Origin of the sequence: Pseudomonas sp. MH9.3 (assembly GCF_034354675.1) — a bacterium.
Classification (GTDB): domain Bacteria; phylum Pseudomonadota; class Gammaproteobacteria; order Pseudomonadales; family Pseudomonadaceae; genus Aquipseudomonas.
The window spans coordinates 1959951-1975802 of the sequence record NZ_CP133785.1 but is presented as its reverse complement, the minus strand read 5'-3'; the positions used below and the strand labels follow the sequence as shown (position 1 = coordinate 1975802).

The following is a 15852-nucleotide window of genomic DNA, read 5'->3' as shown; positions in this document are numbered from 1 at the left end:
AGATTTCAGTGTTTCAGGAACTCTGTGCCTGGCGTTTCAGTTCAAGCGTTTCCAGCTCGTTCTTATAGTTATGAGCGTCGCTTTCATTGTGAAACATGCCGACCAACAGGTCTTGTTGATGGACATCCCAGATATGAATCCCGTGGCCCAGAGCTTCATGGGACATATGTTCGTCGTCGCGTTCAGTCACTTTTACAGTCATCTGCTTGCTCCAATCTCGGGTGGATCTGCGGCAAGTCGTCGCAGGCCTTTGTTATATGTTTTGTTAGCTTGCTAAGTAAACAGTCTTTGCGCGCAACAATTTATTGCACGACACGCAACAGTGCTGCAGGCCGCGTAATCCGTGGTGCTTGGTCGTAGGCGAAGGGGTTTTATGACAAAAGTTTCATTTTGCGCTGGCCCTGTCATCGCTATCGGGAGCAAGCCCCCTCCCACATGTGGAATGCCTTCCACGTGTGGGAGGGGGCTTGCTCCCGATAGCGATATAAGCTTCAGCATCCAAATGCCAGGCAAAAAAAAGCCCCGCATTCAGCGAGGCTCTTTGTTCAATCTGCCGATCAGCTGCCTTTGATGGCCTGGCCATCAACAGTGCCATCCTGCAGCATGATGTTGTATTCCTTGCCGTCCGTCTCAACCTGACGCAACGCCACCAGCACGCCGCCCAGATCCTTGGCGAACCACATCTGGGTGATGCGCTTGCTCTGCGACGGGTCACGCACGCGCTCGACCTTGATCGCGTCAATGGCGCCTACCTTGGTCTGGACCTTTTCCGGGCCAATCACGCGGAAGTCATAAGTGTCGACGTCCGTGCCTTCGACGACGCGGTAGCTCATGCTTTTCTTGCCGGCGGCCACGTCACGTTGAAGGGCCAACTGGTAAGTCGACTTGTCGAGCATGCCGCTTTCCAGGGTGACGTTCACCGGGTCCTTGTTTTCAAAGCCGGTGACTTTCTTGGCGCTCTGGTCGAAGTCCAGGTTGACCTTCTTCGATTTGCCCAGGCCGCCACGTTCGAAGCTGTAGCTGACCGGCTGCAGGGCGTCCTTGTCGAAACGGATCACGCTGGTTTCGGTGAGGCTGGCGATCATCATGGAAGCCTTGAAGTTCAAGGTCCAGGAGCCGTTGTCATTCTTGGTCAGGCTGCGTTCGGCCGAACCGCTCATGGGCAACTGTTTCCAGTCGGCGGTGTAGCTGGCGGAGAAAGGGTGAAGGTCTGCTGCCTGCACGGCAGGCAAGGCGAACAGCGCAAAAGCGAAGAGCAGGGCGCGACGCATAAAATCTCCTAAGTTCGAATCAAGTGGCCGCTGGCCGCGAGTAACTGACCGTCCAATAATGCACCCTGTTCACCGAGAATCAACCGACCCTCGGCAAACCAGCGAACAGCCAGTGGGTAAATTCTGTGTTCCTGGGCATGAACCCGTTGCGCAAGGCTCTGCGCCGAGTCACCCGACTCTACCGGAACCACTGCCTGTACGACCAGAGGTCCGCCATCGAGTTCCTCGGTGACAAAGTGCACGCTGCAGCCGTGCTCGCTGTCGCCGGCGTCAAGCGCGCGCTGGTGAGTGTGCATGCCTTTGTATTTGGGCAGCAGGGAAGGGTGGATATTGAGCAGGCGCCCAGCGTAGTGCCGCACGAAGTCAGCGCTGAGGATGCGCATGAAACCGGCCAGGACCACGAGTTGGGGTTTGAAGGCGTCGATCAGTTCGATCAAGGCCGCGTCGAAGGCCTCGCGACCGTCGAATGCCTGGTGATCCAGCGAGCGGGTGTCGATGCCGGCGTCCCTGGCGCGTTGCAGGCCGTAGGCATCGCTGCGATTGGAAATCACCGCAGCGATGCGCACCGGGCTGTCGCCGGTGCGCGTGCTGTCGATCAAGGCCTGCAAGTTGCTGCCGGTGCCGGAAAGCAGCACCACGACATTACAGGTCCGAGGCATCAGTGAGCCTTGAGGTTCTTCAGTTCGACCTGGGCTGCGCCTTGCGCGGCAGTGGCGATCTGGCCGATCACCCAAGGCTGCTCGCCGGCTTCACGCAAGACGTTCAGCGCCGTCTCAACGTGTTCCTGTGCCACGCAGATGACCATGCCTACGCCGCAGTTGAGTACGCGGTGCATCTCGGTCTCGTCCACATTGCCCTGCTCCTGCAGCCAGTCGAAGACTGCCGGGCGCTGCCAGCTGGCTACGTCGACAATCGCCTGGGCGCCTTTTGGCAGCACGCGCGGAATGTTGTCCAGCAGGCCGCCGCCGGTGATGTGGGCCATGGCTTTTACCGCGCCGGTGTCCTTGATCAACTTGAGCAGCGGCTTGACGTAGATGCGGGTCGGGGCCATCAGCAGGTCGGTCAGCGGCTTGCCGTCGAGCTGGGTGTTTTCGATGTCGGCGCCGGACACTTCGATGATCTTGCGGATCAGCGAGTAGCCGTTGGAGTGCGGGCCGGAGGATGGCAGGGCGAGCAGGGCGTCGCCAGCAGCGACTTTGGAGCCGTCGATGATCTCGGCTTTTTCCACCACACCCACGCAGAAACCGGCCAGGTCGTAGTCTTCGCCTTCGTACATGCCGGGCATTTCAGCGGTTTCGCCGCCGACCAGGGAGCAACCCGACAATTCGCAGCCGGCGCCGATACCGGTCACCACCTGTGCCGCGGTGTCTACGTTCAGCTTGCCGGTGGCATAGTAGTCGAGGAAGAACAGCGGCTCGGCGCCGCACACCACCAGGTCGTTGACGCACATGGCGACCAGGTCGATGCCGATGGTGTCGTGCTTGTTCAGGTTCAGCGCCAGACGCAGCTTGGTGCCCACGCCGTCGGTGCCGGACACCAGCACAGGCTGCTTGTAGCCGGCCGGGATTTCGCAGAGGGCGCCAAAACCGCCCAGGCCACCCATGACTTCGGGGCGCGCAGTGCGCTTGGCGACGCTCTTGATGCGTTCGACCAATGCTTCACCGGCGTCGATGTCTACACCGGCGTCCTTGTAGCTCAGGGAGGGTTGCTTGCTCATGATCCAGGCCTTTAGGGGGGATTTCTGGGTAACGACCGAGCCGACGGCGGCGTTTGTGAAAAGGCCTCGACGTTGACGGTCTGCGAAGGCGCGCGATTTTATCAGGCTTGAGGGGCAGCGGCCATCCTCGGGCCGACGGGCAGGGCCATATAGGCTAAAAAAGGCCGATTAAAAAAATGCTCAGCGGCCCTGCCCTGGTGCGTATTAAGGTATAGCCTTGAGCAAGCTATCGTTGTGACAGTACGAAAACTTACCGCAACCCTGTGAATGTTTTATCAATCACTGTGGTCACAGCCTGGCTGAACCGGGTGCACGCGGTCTGTTCCACCCGCTAAATTTGTCGTTCGGGAATCTTCCATGCGTTTGTGTAAATTCTTTTTTGTAGGCTGTTTGTCGTTGTTCAGCCTGGCGAGTCATGCCGAAACCCTCAATGGCCTCTATCAAGTGCTGGAACCTGTCAGCAGCCAGTCGCCCCAGGAGCGCGACCAGGCCACCCAGCGCGCGGTGCAGACCCTGGTGATTCGCCTGACCGGCGACGCCAAGGCCGCCGAAGGCCCGGGCCTGGCGGCAATCCGCAAGGACCCGCAGCAAATCATCACGCAATACGGTTACGACGCCGGCCCGCCGGAAAGCCTGCAGGTGGATTTCGACCCGGTCAGTACTGACCGCGCGCTGCGTGACGCGGGCCTGTCGATCTGGGGCAGCAATCGCCCGTCGATCCTTGGCTGGTGGCTGAACGATTCCACCGACGGCAGCAGCCTGGTCGGTGATGGACAGCCCGTCGCCCAGGCGCTGCGCCGTGCCGCACAGCATCGCGGCCTGCCGCTGCGCTTGCCGTTGGGTGATCTGGATGAACAGGTGGTTGCTACCGCACCGAATCTGGAAGGCGCCGACGCCACGCCGTTGCGCGCCGCTTCCGAGCGCTATGGCGCCGACGCGTTGCTCGCGGTGCATGCGCGCCAGGAAGGCAGCCAGTGGCAGGCCAAATGGCGGCTGTGGCTGGGCGATAAAAGCGAGCAGGGCACCGCGCAAGGCGCCGACACCGCTGCGGTTGCCGACGCGGTGCTGCTGGCCGTCAGCCAGAAGCTCGCGCCGCGCTTTGCCGTCAAGCCGGGCGTGACCACCGAACAGTTGCTGGAAGTGCAGGGCATGAACCTGGAGCGTTACGCCTCGCTCGCTCACCTGCTGGAACCTTTTGGCGGCCAGCCGCAGTGGGTGGACGGCAATCGCATTGTGTATCGCGTCAATGGCAGTGCCGATCAATTGCGCACCCAACTGAGCCTGGCCAGGCTGCAGGAAATTCCCGCAGGTGAGGCTCCGGTTCAGCCACCCGCAGTTGATGGCACGCAACCCGCAGCGGCACCTGAACCTCAGGCGCAACTGCGTTTTCGTTGGTAAATATTCTTCCTTATATAGAAGCAATTGGAGTGGTGTATGGCGGATACGCGTCGTTGGGTGTGGCTTGGCGGGATTGTCCTGCTGTGCGTTTTTGTGTTCCTGCTGCATTCGATCCTGACGCCGTTCCTGGTCGCGTTGTTGCTCGCCTATCTGTTCGATCCGGTCGTGGATCGCCTGGAAAAGCTCGGCCTGTCGCGGACCCTGGGCGTGGTGACGGTGTTTGCGCTGTTCACGTTGATCATCACCGCGCTGGTGCTGGTGCTGGTGCCGATGCTGGCCAAGCAGCTGTTTCGCTTGTACGAGCTGGCGCCGCAGATGCTCGACTGGCTGCAGCACACGGCGATGCCCTGGGCTCAGACCAAGCTGGGGCTGTCGGAAGGGTTCTGGAAGTTCGACAAGGTCAAGGCCGCGATCAGCGAGCATATGGGCCAGACCACCGACATCGTCGGTGTGGTGCTCAGTCAGGCCACCGCTTCCAGCCTGGCGCTGATCGGTTGGCTGACGAATCTGGTGTTGATTCCGGTGGTGGCGTTTTACCTGCTGCGCGACTGGGACATCATGATGGCCAAGATTCGCGGCCTGCTGCCGCGAGACAGCGAGGAGCGCGTGGTATCACTGGCGGCAGAGTGCCATGAAGTGCTGGGTGCATTCGTGCGTGGCCAGTTGTTGGTGATGCTGGCACTGGGCATCATCTACGCGGCCGGGCTAATGGCCATCGGCCTGGAGCTGGGCCTGTTGATCGGCCTGATCGCGGGTCTGGCGGCCATTGTGCCCTACATGGGCTTTGTGATCGGGATCGGCGCGGCGCTGGTGGCCGGGTTGTTCCAGTTCGGCGGCGACCTGTACCCGATGCTGGGGATTGTCGCGGTGTTCATGGTCGGCCAGGCCCTCGAAGGCATGGTGCTGACGCCCCTGCTGGTGGGCGATCGGATCGGCCTGCACCCGGTGGCGGTTATCTTTGCGATCCTGGCGGGCGGTGAGCTGTTCGGTTTTACCGGCATCCTGCTGGCTTTGCCCGTGGCGGCAGTGATCATGGTGTTGGTGCGCCATGTGCACGTGCTGTACAAGGATTCGGATGTGTACACGGGCGTCGAAGACCCCGAGCTGTAATCGCAGTGCGACAAACCCGGCTCATGGCCGGGTTTGTTGTTTATGAGGTGGGCGCGTCAAACACTCCGTATAAACCGGCAGGTTAACGCAAACCTTTGATTTTGCTTGTGGTCTGCTGCATTGTGCGCCCGGCGTCACGGGTATAGACTTTGCCAACTTTACACAGAGGCCACTAGCGGTTCGATGGGAGCCGTTCAGTCAGCATGAAACCGATTCAGCTGCCCCTAGGTGTGCGTCTGCGTGATGACGCAACCTTTATCAATTACTACCCAGGCGCCAATGCCGCAGCACTCGGCTATGTCGAGCGTCTATGCGAAGCCGACGCCGGGTGGACGGAAAGCCTGATCTATCTGTGGGGCAAACATGGCGTGGGACGTACCCATCTGTTGCAGGCCGCGTGCCTGCGCTTCGAGCAGATGGGCGAGCCGGCGGTGTATCTGCCACTGGCCGAGCTGATGGACCGTGGCATCGGCATTTTCGACAACCTTGAGCAATACGAACTGGTGTGCCTGGATGACCTGCAGGCCATCGCCGGCAAAGCGCAGTGGGAAGAAGCCTTGTTCCATCTGTTCAACCGCCTGCGTGACAGCGGCAGGCGCCTGCTGATCGCGGCGTCCACCTCGCCCCGGGAATTGCCGGTCAAACTGGCCGACCTCAAGTCACGCCTCACCCTGGCGCTGATCTTTCAGATGCGTCCCTTGTCCGACGAAGACAAATTGCGTGCCCTGCAATTGCGTGCATCGCGTCGCGGCCTGCACCTTACCGACGAAGTCGGGCATTTTATTCTCACCCGTGGCACCCGCAGCATGAGCGCGTTGTTCGATTTGCTCGAACAACTTGACCAGGCCTCCCTGCAGGCACAAAGAAAATTGACGATCCCTTTTCTCAAAGAGACGTTGGGCTGGTAACCGTTTGATTCGCAACGGTTCGGCATTTTTCAGGCGCCAGAAATCCTGCGTTTTAGCCTCACCGGCTACGCATTGTGCTCATTAAATGGAATTACGGCTTAGATGGCGCAGTCCAATCGCCAAGTCACATAGACCTCGATTGAATTTGCAAATCGATCCGATAGCGGGCATAGTCTCGGCTTCTTTACATACCAGCCACGGTCGTGCCCATGCTAAATCGCTTCGCACCCCTCGTGCCTCTCGCACTTGTCACCCTGTTGTTTGGTTGCGCCTCCCAGCCCCAGCAAGTGGCTGTCCAGCAAAAACCACAGGTTCAAAGCCAGGCAAAATTCGTTGCTGCTCAGTCTGCTTCTGTTTACGAAGAAGAGCTGGCAACCGAAAAAGAGCTGACCGATTTCTCCGGCAGCAAGCCTTACCAGCTTCCGGTGCTGGCCGACAGCATCCTCGAACGCGGCATGTCGCTGATCGGTACCCGTTACCGTTTCGGCGGTACCTCTGAAGCCGGTTTCGATTGCAGCGGTTTCATCGGTTATCTGTTTCGTGAAGAGGCGGGCATGAATCTGCCACGCTCGACGCGCGAAATGATCAACGTGAAAGCACCGTTGGTCGCGCGCAACAACCTCAAGCCTGGCGATCTGCTTTTCTTCAGTACAGCGGGCCGTGGTCGTGTCAGCCACGCCGGTATCTACCTGGGCGATAACCAGTTTATCCACTCCAGCAGCCGTCGCAGTGGCGGTGTTCGAGTCGACAGCCTGGGCGACAGTTACTGGAGCAAGACCTTCATTGAAGCCAAGCGCGCACTGGCCATGGCCCCGTCCACAGTGACCGCCAGTAAGTAAAGTTAAAGTGATACTTGAAGTTTGACGCGTAAGCGCTAGAATCCCTGGACATTGTTGTAATCCGTTCGCGCGAGCTTTGCTTGCGCGTTCTGGTTTTCAGCGTTCGGCAGCGAAAGCCGCATCCAGACCAGGATTGTTCTGCCCATGTCGACCTCGGCCCGCCTCATGCTTCTTGTTTGCGCCGCGCTGCTCAGCGCCTGCGCAAGCCGTCCACCGCCGCCGGCGCCTGTCGCCGTCAAGCCCAAGCCGGTGTTCAACTACGCTGCCACCCAGAGTTTCTCGCCTGCGGCCGAAGACGTGCTTTTCCGTGCACTCGGCCTGGTTGGCACACCGTATCGCTGGGGCGGTAATACGCCGGACTCGGGGTTCGATTGCAGTGGCCTGATCGGGTTCGTCTATCGTGATGCCGCCGGCATTTCCCTGCCGCGTACCACCCGCGAACTGATCGTGATGCGCGCCCAGGACGTGAGTGAACAGAACCTGCAGACCGGTGATTTGCTGTTCTTCGCCACCGGCGGCGGTTCCCGCGTCAGCCATGCGGGCATCTACGTGGGTGAAGGTCGTTTCGTGCACGCGCCGCAAACCGGCGGCACAGTGAAGCTGGATACCCTGTCCAAGGCGTATTGGCAGAATGCGTACCTGAGCGCCAAGCGCGTATTGCCGGCCGAGCATCTGGCGCGCAACCCTTAACGCTGAAACCAGGATCCATATGTGGGAGGGGCTTGCTCCCGATGACGGTGCATCAGTCCAGGAATTCATTGACTGACCCACTGCTATCGGGGGCAAGCCCCTCTCACATTTTTTTGCGGCGTTTATTTAGCTGCTGAAACCCGCCACACCTTATTCCCCACATCATCAGCCACCAGCAGATCCCCCTGCTGATCGATCACCACGCCCACCGGCCGGCCCATGGCTTTCTCGTCCTTGTCGAGGAAGCCGGTCAGCACGTCCACCGGCTGCCCCTTGGGTTGCCCGCCTTCGAACGGCACGAAGATCACCTTGTAGCCACTGTGCGGCTTGCGGTTCCACGAGCCGTGCTGGCCGATGAACGCGCCGTTGCTGAATGGCGCCGGGAGTTTGCTGCCTTCGGCAAAGGTCAGTCCCAGGGACGCGGTATGCGGGCCCACGGCGTAGTCCGGCGCAATGGCCTTGGCCACAAGCTCCGGGTTCTGCGGCGTCACGCGCACATCCACATGCTGACCGTAGTAACTGAACGGCCAGCCATAAAAGCCGCCATCCTTGACCGAAGTGATGTAATCCGGCACCAGGTCGCTGCCGATTTCGTCGCGCTCGTTGACTGCCGTCCACAGTTTGCCGCTTTGCGGTTCCCAGGCCATGCCGTTGGGGTTGCGCAGGCCCGAGGCGAAAATCCGGTGCTGGCCGGTGGCGCGGTCAACTTCCCAGATCGCTGCGCGGCCTTGTTCGGCTTCCAGGCCGTTTTCGCCGACGTTACTGTTGGAGCCGACGCTCACGTACAGCTTGCTGCCGTCCTTGCTCGCCACCACGTTTTTCGTCCAGTGGTGATTCAGCGGGCCACCGGGCAAGTCCACCACCGTGGCGCCCTGGGTTTTGATCGCGGTTTCACCAGGCTGATAGGCAAAGCGCAGCAGTTTGTCCGAGTCGGCCACGTAGAGGTCGTTGCCCACCAGGGTCATGCCGAATGGCGAGTTGAGATTTTCCAGGAACACCGTGCGTGTCTCGGCCACACCGTCATGGTCGGCATCGCGCAGCAGGGTGATGCGGTTCGGGCTCGGCACGCCAGCGCCGGCGCGGCCCATGACTTTTTCCATCACCCAGCCGCGAATACCCTTGGCATCATCCGGCTTGGGCGGCGCGTTGGTTTCGGCCACCAGCACGTCGCCATTGGGCAACACATACAGCCAGCGCGGGTGGTCCAGGCCTTCGGCGAACGCGGCCACCTGAGTGCCGGCGGCGGCCGTCGGCTTGGCGCCTTCAGGCCAGCCGATGGCCGGTGCGATATTCACGGTGGGGATCAGCGTCTTGTTCGGCTGCGGCAATTTGGGCGACGGCCCGGTGCCATCCGAGACCTGCAACGTCGAGCTTTCACCGCAGGCGGCGAGGGTGCCGGCGAGCATGATGAGTAAGGCGAGTCTTGTTTTATGCATGATTTTCTCCTGAATGCCTGTAAGGGTAGAGGATTGCCTGCGCGGTATGGTTCAAGTGCCAGGCCAGCTTTAATTGACGCTCCCCCCCCAACCCACTAACCTTCGCCGCTTGTTCCAGGTGCTCCGTGGCGCGTGCGTCGACAGAGTGAAACAGGGAAGCCGGTGAGTGAGCGCACTTGTACACAGTGCTGCCGCGATCCCGGCGCTGCCCCCGCAACGGTAAATGAGTCAAAACGGTGCTGTTTGCCACTGTATCGTGCGCGATATGGGAAGGCGCGCCGCCGGCCTGCCTGCGCTTGATACGTGCAGGCGCCGCTCATGAGTCCGGAGACCGGCCTTGAACATTCAACAGCATCACGGTGGGCGATGCTTGGCTGTCTGTATGCGCTTGTTTCCTGCCCGCCGTTTTTGTCCAGCCCCAACGGAGAGCTGCCATGACCGATTCCCCCGAACGCGACGAGCGCCATCTGGCGCGCATGCTGCGCAAAAAAGCCGTGATCGACGAGCGCATCGCCAACTCGCCGAATGAGTGCGGCCTGTTGCTGGTGCTCACCGGCAACGGTAAAGGCAAGAGCAGCTCGGCCTTCGGCATGCTGGCCCGCGCTATGGGCCATGGCATGCAGTGCGGTGTGGTGCAGTTCATCAAGGGGCGTTTCAGCACCGGCGAAGAGATGTTCTTCCGCCGCTTCCCCGAGCAGGTGCGCTTTCACGTGATGGGCGAAGGCTTCACCTGGGAAACCCAGGACCGCCAGCGCGACATCGCCGCCGCCGAGGCCGCCTGGGCGGTGTCCCGGGCGATGCTGCAAGACGCCTCCATTGGCCTGGTGGTGCTGGACGAACTGAACATCGCCCTCAAGCACGGCTACCTCAACCTCGATCAGGTCCTCAGCGACCTGCAGGCCCGCCCGCCGATGCAACACGTGGTGGTCACCGGCCGTGGCGCCAAGCCCGAACTGATTGAAATGGGCGATACCGTCACCGAAATGGGCATGCTCAAGCACGCATTCCAGGCCGGCATCAAGGCTCAGAAGGGCGTCGAACTTTGAATCAGCCCCGTCATTGCCCGGCCGTTCTGATCGCCGCACCGGCGTCCGGCCAGGGCAAAACCACTGTGACGGCTGCCCTGGCCCGCTTGCACCGCAACCTTGGGCGCAAGGTGCGCGTGTTCAAGTGCGGCCCGGACTTCCTCGACCCGATGATCCACGAGCGCGCCAGCGGTGCGCCGGTGTATCAGTTGGACATGTGGATGGTGGGCGAGCAGGAAAGTCGCCGCCTGCTGTGGGAAGCGGCGGGCGAGGCCGACCTTATTCTGATTGAAGGCGTCATGGGCCTGTTCGACGGCACGCCCTCCAGCGCCGACCTGGCGCGACATTTCGGCGTGCCGGTGCTCGGCGTGATCGACGGCACGGCCATGGCCCAGACCTTCGGCGCACTGGCCCTAGGCTTGGCGCGCTACCAGCCGGACCTGCCGTTCGCCGGCGTGCTGGCCAACCGGGTCGGTACCCTGCGCCATGCGCAACTGCTCGAAGGCAGCCTCACCGAGGGCCTGCGCTGGTATGGCGCGCTGTCCCGCGAGACCGGTATCGAACTGCCCAGCCGCCACCTGGGCCTGGTGCAGGCCAGTGAACTCAATGACCTCGACGCGCGCCTGGACGCCGCCGCCCAGGCGCTGGGCAGCAGTTGCGAAGTGGCGGTGCCGCCGTCAGTGACCTTTGCCGTGCCTGAAGTGATCGAGGCCGAGCCGCTGCTCGCCGGCGTGCGCATTGCCATCGCTCGGGACGAAGCGTTTGCCTTCACCTATGGCGCCAGCCTGGACCTGTTGCGGGCGATGGGTGCCGAGCTGACGTTCTTTTCTCCGCTCCACGATAGCCAGCTGCCTGAGGCCGACAGCCTCTACCTGCCCGGTGGTTACCCGGAACTGCACCACCAGGCGCTGTCGCACAATACCTCGATGCTCGCGTCCATTCGCGCCCATCACGCGGCGAACAAACCCTTGCTCGCCGAGTGTGGCGGCATGTTGTACCTGCTCGACTCGCTCACCGACGTCGACGGCATCCGCGCCGAACTGGTGGGCCTGTTGCAGGGCGACGCGGTGATGCAGAAAAAACTGGCAGCGCTGGCGCTGCAGAGTGTCGAGCTGCCGGAGGGCACGTTGCGCGGGCATACCTATCACCATTCCTTGACCAGCACCGAGTGGCAGCCGATCGCCCGTGGCCTGAGCCCCAATGGCGGGCGCGGCGCCGAGGCGGTGTATCGACAGGGACGGATGACCGCTTCCTATGTGCACTTTTACTTTCCGTCGAATCCGGCGGCGGTGGCCGCGCTTTTTGCGCCGGACCTCAAGACAGCGTTCACAGATCAAACGGTGGGAGCGGGTTTGCCCGCGACTGGGCCATGACCGATCACGCATTCCCTCAGGCCGAACGCGACGCCGTCTACCGCGCCATCGCCGAACGCCGCGACATGCGCCACTTCAGCGGCGGCACGGTCACACCCGAATTATTGCAGCGCCTGCTCCAGGCCGCACACCAGGCCCCCAGTGTCGGCCTGATGCAGCCGTGGCGGTTTATCCGTATCAGCGACCGCTCGTTGCGCGGGCGGATTCAGCAACTGGTGGAAGAGGAACGCGTGCGCACCGCCCAGGCTCTGGGGGAGAGTTCCGACCAGTTCATGAAGCTCAAGGTCGAAGGCATTCATGACTGCGCCGAAGTGCTGGTGGCGGCGCTGATGGATGACCGTGAGCGGCATATCTTCGGCCGTCGCACCTTGCCGGAAATGGACATGGCCTCGCTGTCCTGCGCGATCCAGAACCTGTGGCTGGCAGCGCGGGTGGAAGGGTTGGGCATGGGCTGGGTGTCGCTGTTCGAGCCCCGGGCCCTGGCCGACCTGCTGGGCTTGCCGCCGGGCGCCAAACCCCTGGCCGTGTTGTGCCTGGGCCCGGTCGCCGAATTTTATCCGGCGCCGATGCTGCAGCTCGAAGGCTGGCGCGAGCCACAACCGTTGAGTGACATGCTGTATGAAAATGCGTGGGGAGTGAGTCAATGAGTGTGGCCTTGCTGTGCGTCGCTGCGGTGGCGCTGGACGCGCTGCTGGGTGAGCCCCGGCGCTGGCATCCGCTGGTGGCGTTTGGCAACTTCGCCGGGCGTATCGAGCAACGCTTCAACAGCGGTGGACGCGGCTGGCGCAGCCATGGCGTGACCGCCTGGGTGATCGCGGTGGTGCCGTTGACCCTGCTGGCCACCGCGTTGTCATGGGCGCCCTACATTGGCTGGGCGCTGGAGATCCTCGCGTTGTACTGCGCCCTGGGCATGCGCAGCCTGGGCGAACATGTGATGCCCGTGGCCCAGGCCCTGCGCAGCGATGACCTGGTTGAGGCGCGCACACGGGTGAGCTACCTGGTCAGCCGCGAGACCGCCGAACTGGACGCCACCGACGTCGCCCGCGCCGCCACCGAATCGGTGCTGGAAAACGGCAGCGACGCGGTATTTGCCGCACTGTTCTGGTTTGTGGTTGCCGGCGTGCCGGGCGTGGTGCTTTATCGTCTGAGCAATACGCTGGACGCGATGTGGGGCTACCGCACTGAACGCTTCGAGCGCTTCGGCTGGGCGGCGGCCAGAATTGACGATGTGCTCAACTATATTCCCGCACGGCTGGTGGCCTTGACCTACGCCGTGCTGGGCAAGACCCGCCTGGCGCTCAAGTGCTGGCGCACCCAGGGTCTGACCTGGGACAGCCCCAACGCTGGCCCGGTGATGGCGGCCGGCGCGGGCGCGCTGGGCGTTGCGCTTGGCGGTGCGGCGATTTATCACGGCGAGCTGCACCAGCGTCCACCGCTGGGCGAAGGCCCGCCGGCGGATGCCGATGCCATCGAGCGGGGCTGGCAACTGGTGCAACGCGGCGTATGGTTGTGGCTGCTGATCCTGTGCGCGGGGGCGCAATTTTATGCTTGAGCACGGCGGACGGCTGCGCAAGGCGGCCATTCAATACGGTATTGCCGAAGATCAGTGGCTCGACCTGTCCAGCGGCCTGGCGCCGTGGCCATGGCCGATCCCCGAGATCCCGCTGCGGGCCTGGGCGCGCCTGCCGGAAACCGACGATGGCCTGGAGTTGGCCGCCAGCGAGTATTACGGCGCGGCGCATGTGTTGCCTGTGGCCGGTTCCCAGATGGCCATCCAGCTACTGCCGCGCCTGCGTCGCTCCGGCAAGGTCGGCGTGTTGTCGCCGTGTTATGCCGAACATGCCGAGGCCTGGCGTCGCGCCGGGTATGTGGTGCGCGAAGTGCAGGAGCAGGAAGTCGACTTCTTTCTCGACAGCCTCGATGTGCTGGTGGTGGTCAACCCGAACAACCCCACCGGGTTGAACCTGAGCCCGCAACGTCTGCTCGATTGGCACGCCCGCCTGGCGCAACGCGGTGGCTGGCTGGTGGTGGACGAAGCGTTCATGGACGTCACCCCGCACCTGAGCCTGGCAGGCCATGCCCATCAGGTCGGGTTGATCGTGCTGCGTTCATTCGGCAAGTTCTTCGGCCTGGCCGGTGTGCGGCTTGGCTTTGTCCTGGCCGAGCGGCGGTTGCTCAAGTTGCTCGCCGAGCAGGTCGGTCCCTGGGCCGTCAGCGGGCCGACGCGCGTGCTGGGTCAGGCATGTCTGCGTGACAGCGACGGGCATACGCGCCAGCGTGCGCGGTGTGTCGAGGCCGCTCAGCGTTTGTTTGCCCTGCTCGAGCGCCACGGCTTTCAACCTCAGGGCGGCTGCGCTCTGTTCCAGTGGTTGATCACGACGCACGCCGAACGGCTGCACGAATTCATGGCCCAGCGCGGCATCCTGCTGCGCCTGTTTGTCCACAACAGCAGCCTGCGCTTCGGCCTGCCCTACACCGAGGCCGACTGGCTGCGCCTCGATACGGCCCTGGCCGCTTACCGGGAGACCGCATGAGTACGCTGATGGTGCAGGGCACCACCTCCGATGCCGGCAAAAGTACCCTGGTGACCGCGCTGTGCCGCTGGCTGGTGCGCCAGGACGTGGCGGTGGCGCCGTTCAAGCCGCAGAACATGGCCCTCAACAGCGCCGTGACCGCCGAAGGCGGCGAGATCGGCCGTGCCCAGGCTGTACAGGCCCAGGCCGCGCGCCTGGCGCCCCACACCGACATGAACCCGGTGTTGCTCAAACCCAACAGCGACACCGGTTCCCAGGTCATCATCCATGGCCGCGCCGTCACCAGCATGAACGCGGTGGCCTATCACGATTACAAAGCCATCGCGATGCAGGCGGTACTGGCCTCTCACGCGCGCCTGAGCGCAGCCTACCCGGTGGTGATGGTGGAAGGCGCGGGGTCGCCGGCAGAGATCAACCTGCGCGCCAACGACATCGCCAACATGGGCTTTGCCGAGGCGGTGGATTGCCCGGTGCTGCTGATCGCCGATATCAACCGTGGCGGCGTGTTCGCCCACCTGGTGGGCACCCTGGAATTGCTCTCGCCCAGCGAACAGGCGCGGGTTCGGGGCTTCATCATCAACCGCTTTCGCGGCGACATCGCGCTGCTGCAGCCGGGGCTGGATTGGCTGCAGGCGCGCACCGGCAAACCGGTGGTGGGCGTGTTGCCTTATGTGATGGACCTGCACCTGGAGGCCGAGGACGGCATCGACCGGCGCCAGATCGACAAGGCTGCGCAGGTGCTCAAGGTGGTGGTGCCGGTGTTGCCGCGCATCAGCAACCATACGGATTTCGACCCGTTGCGCCTGCATCCCCAGGTAGATTTGCAGTTCGTGGGGTCGGGCCAGCCGATCCCGGCCGCCGACCTGATCATCCTGCCAGGCTCGAAAAGTGTGCGCAGTGACTTGGCGTACCTGCGCGCCAATGGCTGGGACAGCGCCGTGGCGCGGCATTTGCGCTATGGCGGCAAGGTGCTGGGGATTTGCGGTGGTTTGCAGATGCTCGGCGAGCAGGTGCATGACCCGCTTGGGCTGGAAGGGGCGGCGGGGTCCAGTGATGGGCTGGGGTTGCTGGGGTTCACCACCACGCTTGAAGAAGAAAAGCAGTTGCGCAATGTGCGTGGGCGGCTGTTGTTGGAGGACGCTGAGGTCAGTGGCTATGAGATTCATGCGGGGGTGACGTCGGGTGACGGGCTGTTGCGTGCTGCGGTGCTGCTCGATGATGGGCGCAGTGATGGCGCGCTCAGTGCTGACGGGCAAATTCTCGGCACCTACTTGCACGGATTGTTCGAAACTCCCGCCGCGTGCAGCGCCTTGCTGCGTTGGGCCGGGTTGCCGGATGTGCAGGAGGTGGATTACCACGCGTTGCGTGAGCGCGATATCGAGCGGTTGGCGGATTTGGTCGAGAACCATCTGGACACCGAGTTGTTACGCAAACTGTGTGGAATCTGACGGTGTACAGACAGCGCCCCTGTGGAAGCGGGCTTGCCCGCGATGGCGGCCTGACAGTCGGTCACTATTTAAATGAAGCGCCACGTTCCAAATGTGGGAGGGG

At 62.6% G+C, this 15852-nt stretch carries 16 protein-coding genes and 1 riboswitch; of the genes, 11 read left to right on the top strand and 5 right to left on the bottom strand.

The annotated features are described in order from the left end of the window. Positions 1-13: 13 nt before the first annotated feature. The 4 genes from RHM60_RS08380 to purM form a co-directional block, all read right to left on the bottom strand. Positions 14-202, bottom strand: a complete 189-nt coding sequence (locus tag RHM60_RS08380) for a hypothetical protein (RefSeq protein ID WP_209983560.1) — start codon at positions 200-202, stop codon at positions 14-16. A 355-nt stretch (positions 203-557) separates the two neighbouring features. Then, a complete protein-coding gene (locus RHM60_RS08375; protein WP_003238835.1) occupies positions 558-1271 on the bottom strand; it encodes a DUF3108 domain-containing protein in 714 nt (237 codons plus the stop codon). A gap of 8 nt (positions 1272-1279) precedes the next feature. Continuing rightward, on the bottom strand, positions 1280-1930 hold the full coding sequence (gene purN, locus RHM60_RS08370) for a phosphoribosylglycinamide formyltransferase (protein WP_322214171.1): 651 nt from the start codon (positions 1928-1930) through the stop codon (positions 1280-1282). Further along, complete coding sequence (purM, locus tag RHM60_RS08365) at positions 1930-2988, bottom strand: phosphoribosylformylglycinamidine cyclo-ligase (protein WP_209983556.1); 1059 nt, start codon at positions 2986-2988, stop codon at positions 1930-1932. The genes purN and purM overlap by 1 nt, the downstream gene beginning before the upstream one ends. A 357-nt stretch (positions 2989-3345) precedes the next feature. Between purM and RHM60_RS08360 the strand changes: the two genes are divergently transcribed. From RHM60_RS08360 to RHM60_RS08340, 5 genes are all read left to right on the top strand, one after another. Beyond that, positions 3346-4386: a DUF2066 domain-containing protein gene (locus tag RHM60_RS08360; protein WP_209983554.1), complete on the top strand. Its 1041-nt coding sequence runs from the start codon at positions 3346-3348 to the stop codon at positions 4384-4386. A 36-nt stretch (positions 4387-4422) separates the two neighbouring features. After that, positions 4423-5496 carry an AI-2E family transporter gene (locus RHM60_RS08355; RefSeq protein ID WP_057010335.1) on the top strand — a complete coding sequence of 358 codons (1074 nt, stop codon included), beginning with the start codon at positions 4423-4425 and terminating at the stop codon, positions 5494-5496. 203 nt (positions 5497-5699) lie between these two features. Next, the gene (gene hda / locus RHM60_RS08350) at positions 5700-6404 is read left to right on the top strand and encodes a DnaA regulatory inactivator Hda (protein WP_209983550.1); all 705 of its coding nucleotides are present in this window, start codon (positions 5700-5702) and stop codon (positions 6402-6404) included. Between the two features lie 209 nt (positions 6405-6613). Beyond that, positions 6614-7243, top strand: a complete 630-nt coding sequence (locus RHM60_RS08345) for a C40 family peptidase (RefSeq protein WP_060548805.1) — start codon at positions 6614-6616, stop codon at positions 7241-7243. A gap of 144 nt (positions 7244-7387) precedes the next feature. Beyond that, positions 7388-7933 (top strand): C40 family peptidase, encoded by a 546-nt coding sequence (locus RHM60_RS08340; RefSeq protein ID WP_057010337.1) that lies wholly within the window; start codon positions 7388-7390, stop codon positions 7931-7933. A 122-nt stretch (positions 7934-8055) separates the two neighbouring features. Here RHM60_RS08340 and RHM60_RS08335 read toward each other — a convergent pair whose 3' ends face one another. After that, positions 8056-9369 (bottom strand): sorbosone dehydrogenase family protein, encoded by a 1314-nt coding sequence (locus RHM60_RS08335; RefSeq protein ID WP_322214170.1) that lies wholly within the window; start codon positions 9367-9369, stop codon positions 8056-8058. Between the two features lie 99 nt (positions 9370-9468). Then, positions 9469-9724, top strand: a riboswitch (cobalamin riboswitch). A 79-nt stretch (positions 9725-9803) separates the two neighbouring features. On the opposite strand from RHM60_RS08335, the gene cobO reads away from it, so the two are divergent. From cobO to RHM60_RS08305, 6 genes are read left to right on the top strand one after another with little or no spacing between them, the layout of a single operon-like run. Continuing rightward, a complete protein-coding gene (gene cobO / locus RHM60_RS08330; RefSeq protein WP_209983545.1) occupies positions 9804-10415 on the top strand; it encodes a cob(I)yrinic acid a,c-diamide adenosyltransferase in 612 nt (203 codons plus the stop codon). After that, on the top strand, positions 10412-11767 hold the full coding sequence (locus tag RHM60_RS08325) for a cobyrinate a,c-diamide synthase (RefSeq protein ID WP_322214169.1): 1356 nt from the start codon (positions 10412-10414) through the stop codon (positions 11765-11767). The genes cobO and RHM60_RS08325 overlap by 4 nt, the downstream gene beginning before the upstream one ends. Next, positions 11764-12414, top strand: coding sequence for a 5,6-dimethylbenzimidazole synthase (bluB, locus tag RHM60_RS08320; RefSeq protein ID WP_231421562.1), 651 nt, complete (start codon positions 11764-11766; stop codon positions 12412-12414). The genes RHM60_RS08325 and bluB overlap by 4 nt, the downstream gene beginning before the upstream one ends. Next, positions 12411-13319, top strand: a complete 909-nt coding sequence (cbiB, locus tag RHM60_RS08315) for an adenosylcobinamide-phosphate synthase CbiB (RefSeq protein ID WP_209983539.1) — start codon at positions 12411-12413, stop codon at positions 13317-13319. Before bluB ends, cbiB begins: the two co-directional genes overlap by 4 nt. Beyond that, a complete protein-coding gene (gene cobD, locus RHM60_RS08310; protein ID WP_322214167.1) occupies positions 13312-14301 on the top strand; it encodes a threonine-phosphate decarboxylase CobD in 990 nt (329 codons plus the stop codon). The genes cbiB and cobD overlap by 8 nt, the downstream gene beginning before the upstream one ends. Beyond that, on the top strand, positions 14298-15749 hold the full coding sequence (locus RHM60_RS08305) for a cobyric acid synthase (protein WP_322214166.1): 1452 nt from the start codon (positions 14298-14300) through the stop codon (positions 15747-15749). Before cobD ends, RHM60_RS08305 begins: the two co-directional genes overlap by 4 nt. Positions 15750-15852 lie beyond the last annotated feature (103 nt).

What these genes read in the sequence shown, in the direction of transcription:
- RHM60_RS08380 (WP_209983560.1), bottom strand. Translation starts at nt 202, where the DNA reads ATGACTGTAAAAGTGACTGAACGCGACGACGAACATATGTCCCATGAA.
- RHM60_RS08375 (WP_003238835.1), bottom strand. Translation starts at nt 1,271, where the DNA reads ATGCGTCGCGCCCTGCTCTTCGCTTTTGCGCTGTTCGCCTTGCCTGCC.
- purN (WP_322214171.1), bottom strand. Translation starts at nt 1,930, where the DNA reads ATGCCTCGGACCTGTAATGTCGTGGTGCTGCTTTCCGGCACCGGCAGC.
- purM (WP_209983556.1), bottom strand. Translation starts at nt 2,988, where the DNA reads ATGAGCAAGCAACCCTCCCTGAGCTACAAGGACGCCGGTGTAGACATC.
- RHM60_RS08360 (WP_209983554.1), top strand. Translation starts at nt 3,346, where the DNA reads ATGCGTTTGTGTAAATTCTTTTTTGTAGGCTGTTTGTCGTTGTTCAGC.
- RHM60_RS08355 (WP_057010335.1), top strand. Translation starts at nt 4,423, where the DNA reads ATGGCGGATACGCGTCGTTGGGTGTGGCTTGGCGGGATTGTCCTGCTG.
- hda (WP_209983550.1), top strand. Translation starts at nt 5,700, where the DNA reads ATGAAACCGATTCAGCTGCCCCTAGGTGTGCGTCTGCGTGATGACGCA.
- RHM60_RS08345 (WP_060548805.1), top strand. Translation starts at nt 6,614, where the DNA reads ATGCTAAATCGCTTCGCACCCCTCGTGCCTCTCGCACTTGTCACCCTG.
- RHM60_RS08340 (WP_057010337.1), top strand. Translation starts at nt 7,388, where the DNA reads ATGTCGACCTCGGCCCGCCTCATGCTTCTTGTTTGCGCCGCGCTGCTC.
- RHM60_RS08335 (WP_322214170.1), bottom strand. Translation starts at nt 9,369, where the DNA reads ATGCATAAAACAAGACTCGCCTTACTCATCATGCTCGCCGGCACCCTC.
- cobO (WP_209983545.1), top strand. Translation starts at nt 9,804, where the DNA reads ATGACCGATTCCCCCGAACGCGACGAGCGCCATCTGGCGCGCATGCTG.
- bluB (WP_231421562.1), top strand. Translation starts at nt 11,764, where the DNA reads ATGACCGATCACGCATTCCCTCAGGCCGAACGCGACGCCGTCTACCGC.
- cbiB (WP_209983539.1), top strand. Translation starts at nt 12,411, where the DNA reads ATGAGTGTGGCCTTGCTGTGCGTCGCTGCGGTGGCGCTGGACGCGCTG.
- cobD (WP_322214167.1), top strand. Translation starts at nt 13,312, where the DNA reads ATGCTTGAGCACGGCGGACGGCTGCGCAAGGCGGCCATTCAATACGGT.
- RHM60_RS08305 (WP_322214166.1), top strand. Translation starts at nt 14,298, where the DNA reads ATGAGTACGCTGATGGTGCAGGGCACCACCTCCGATGCCGGCAAAAGT.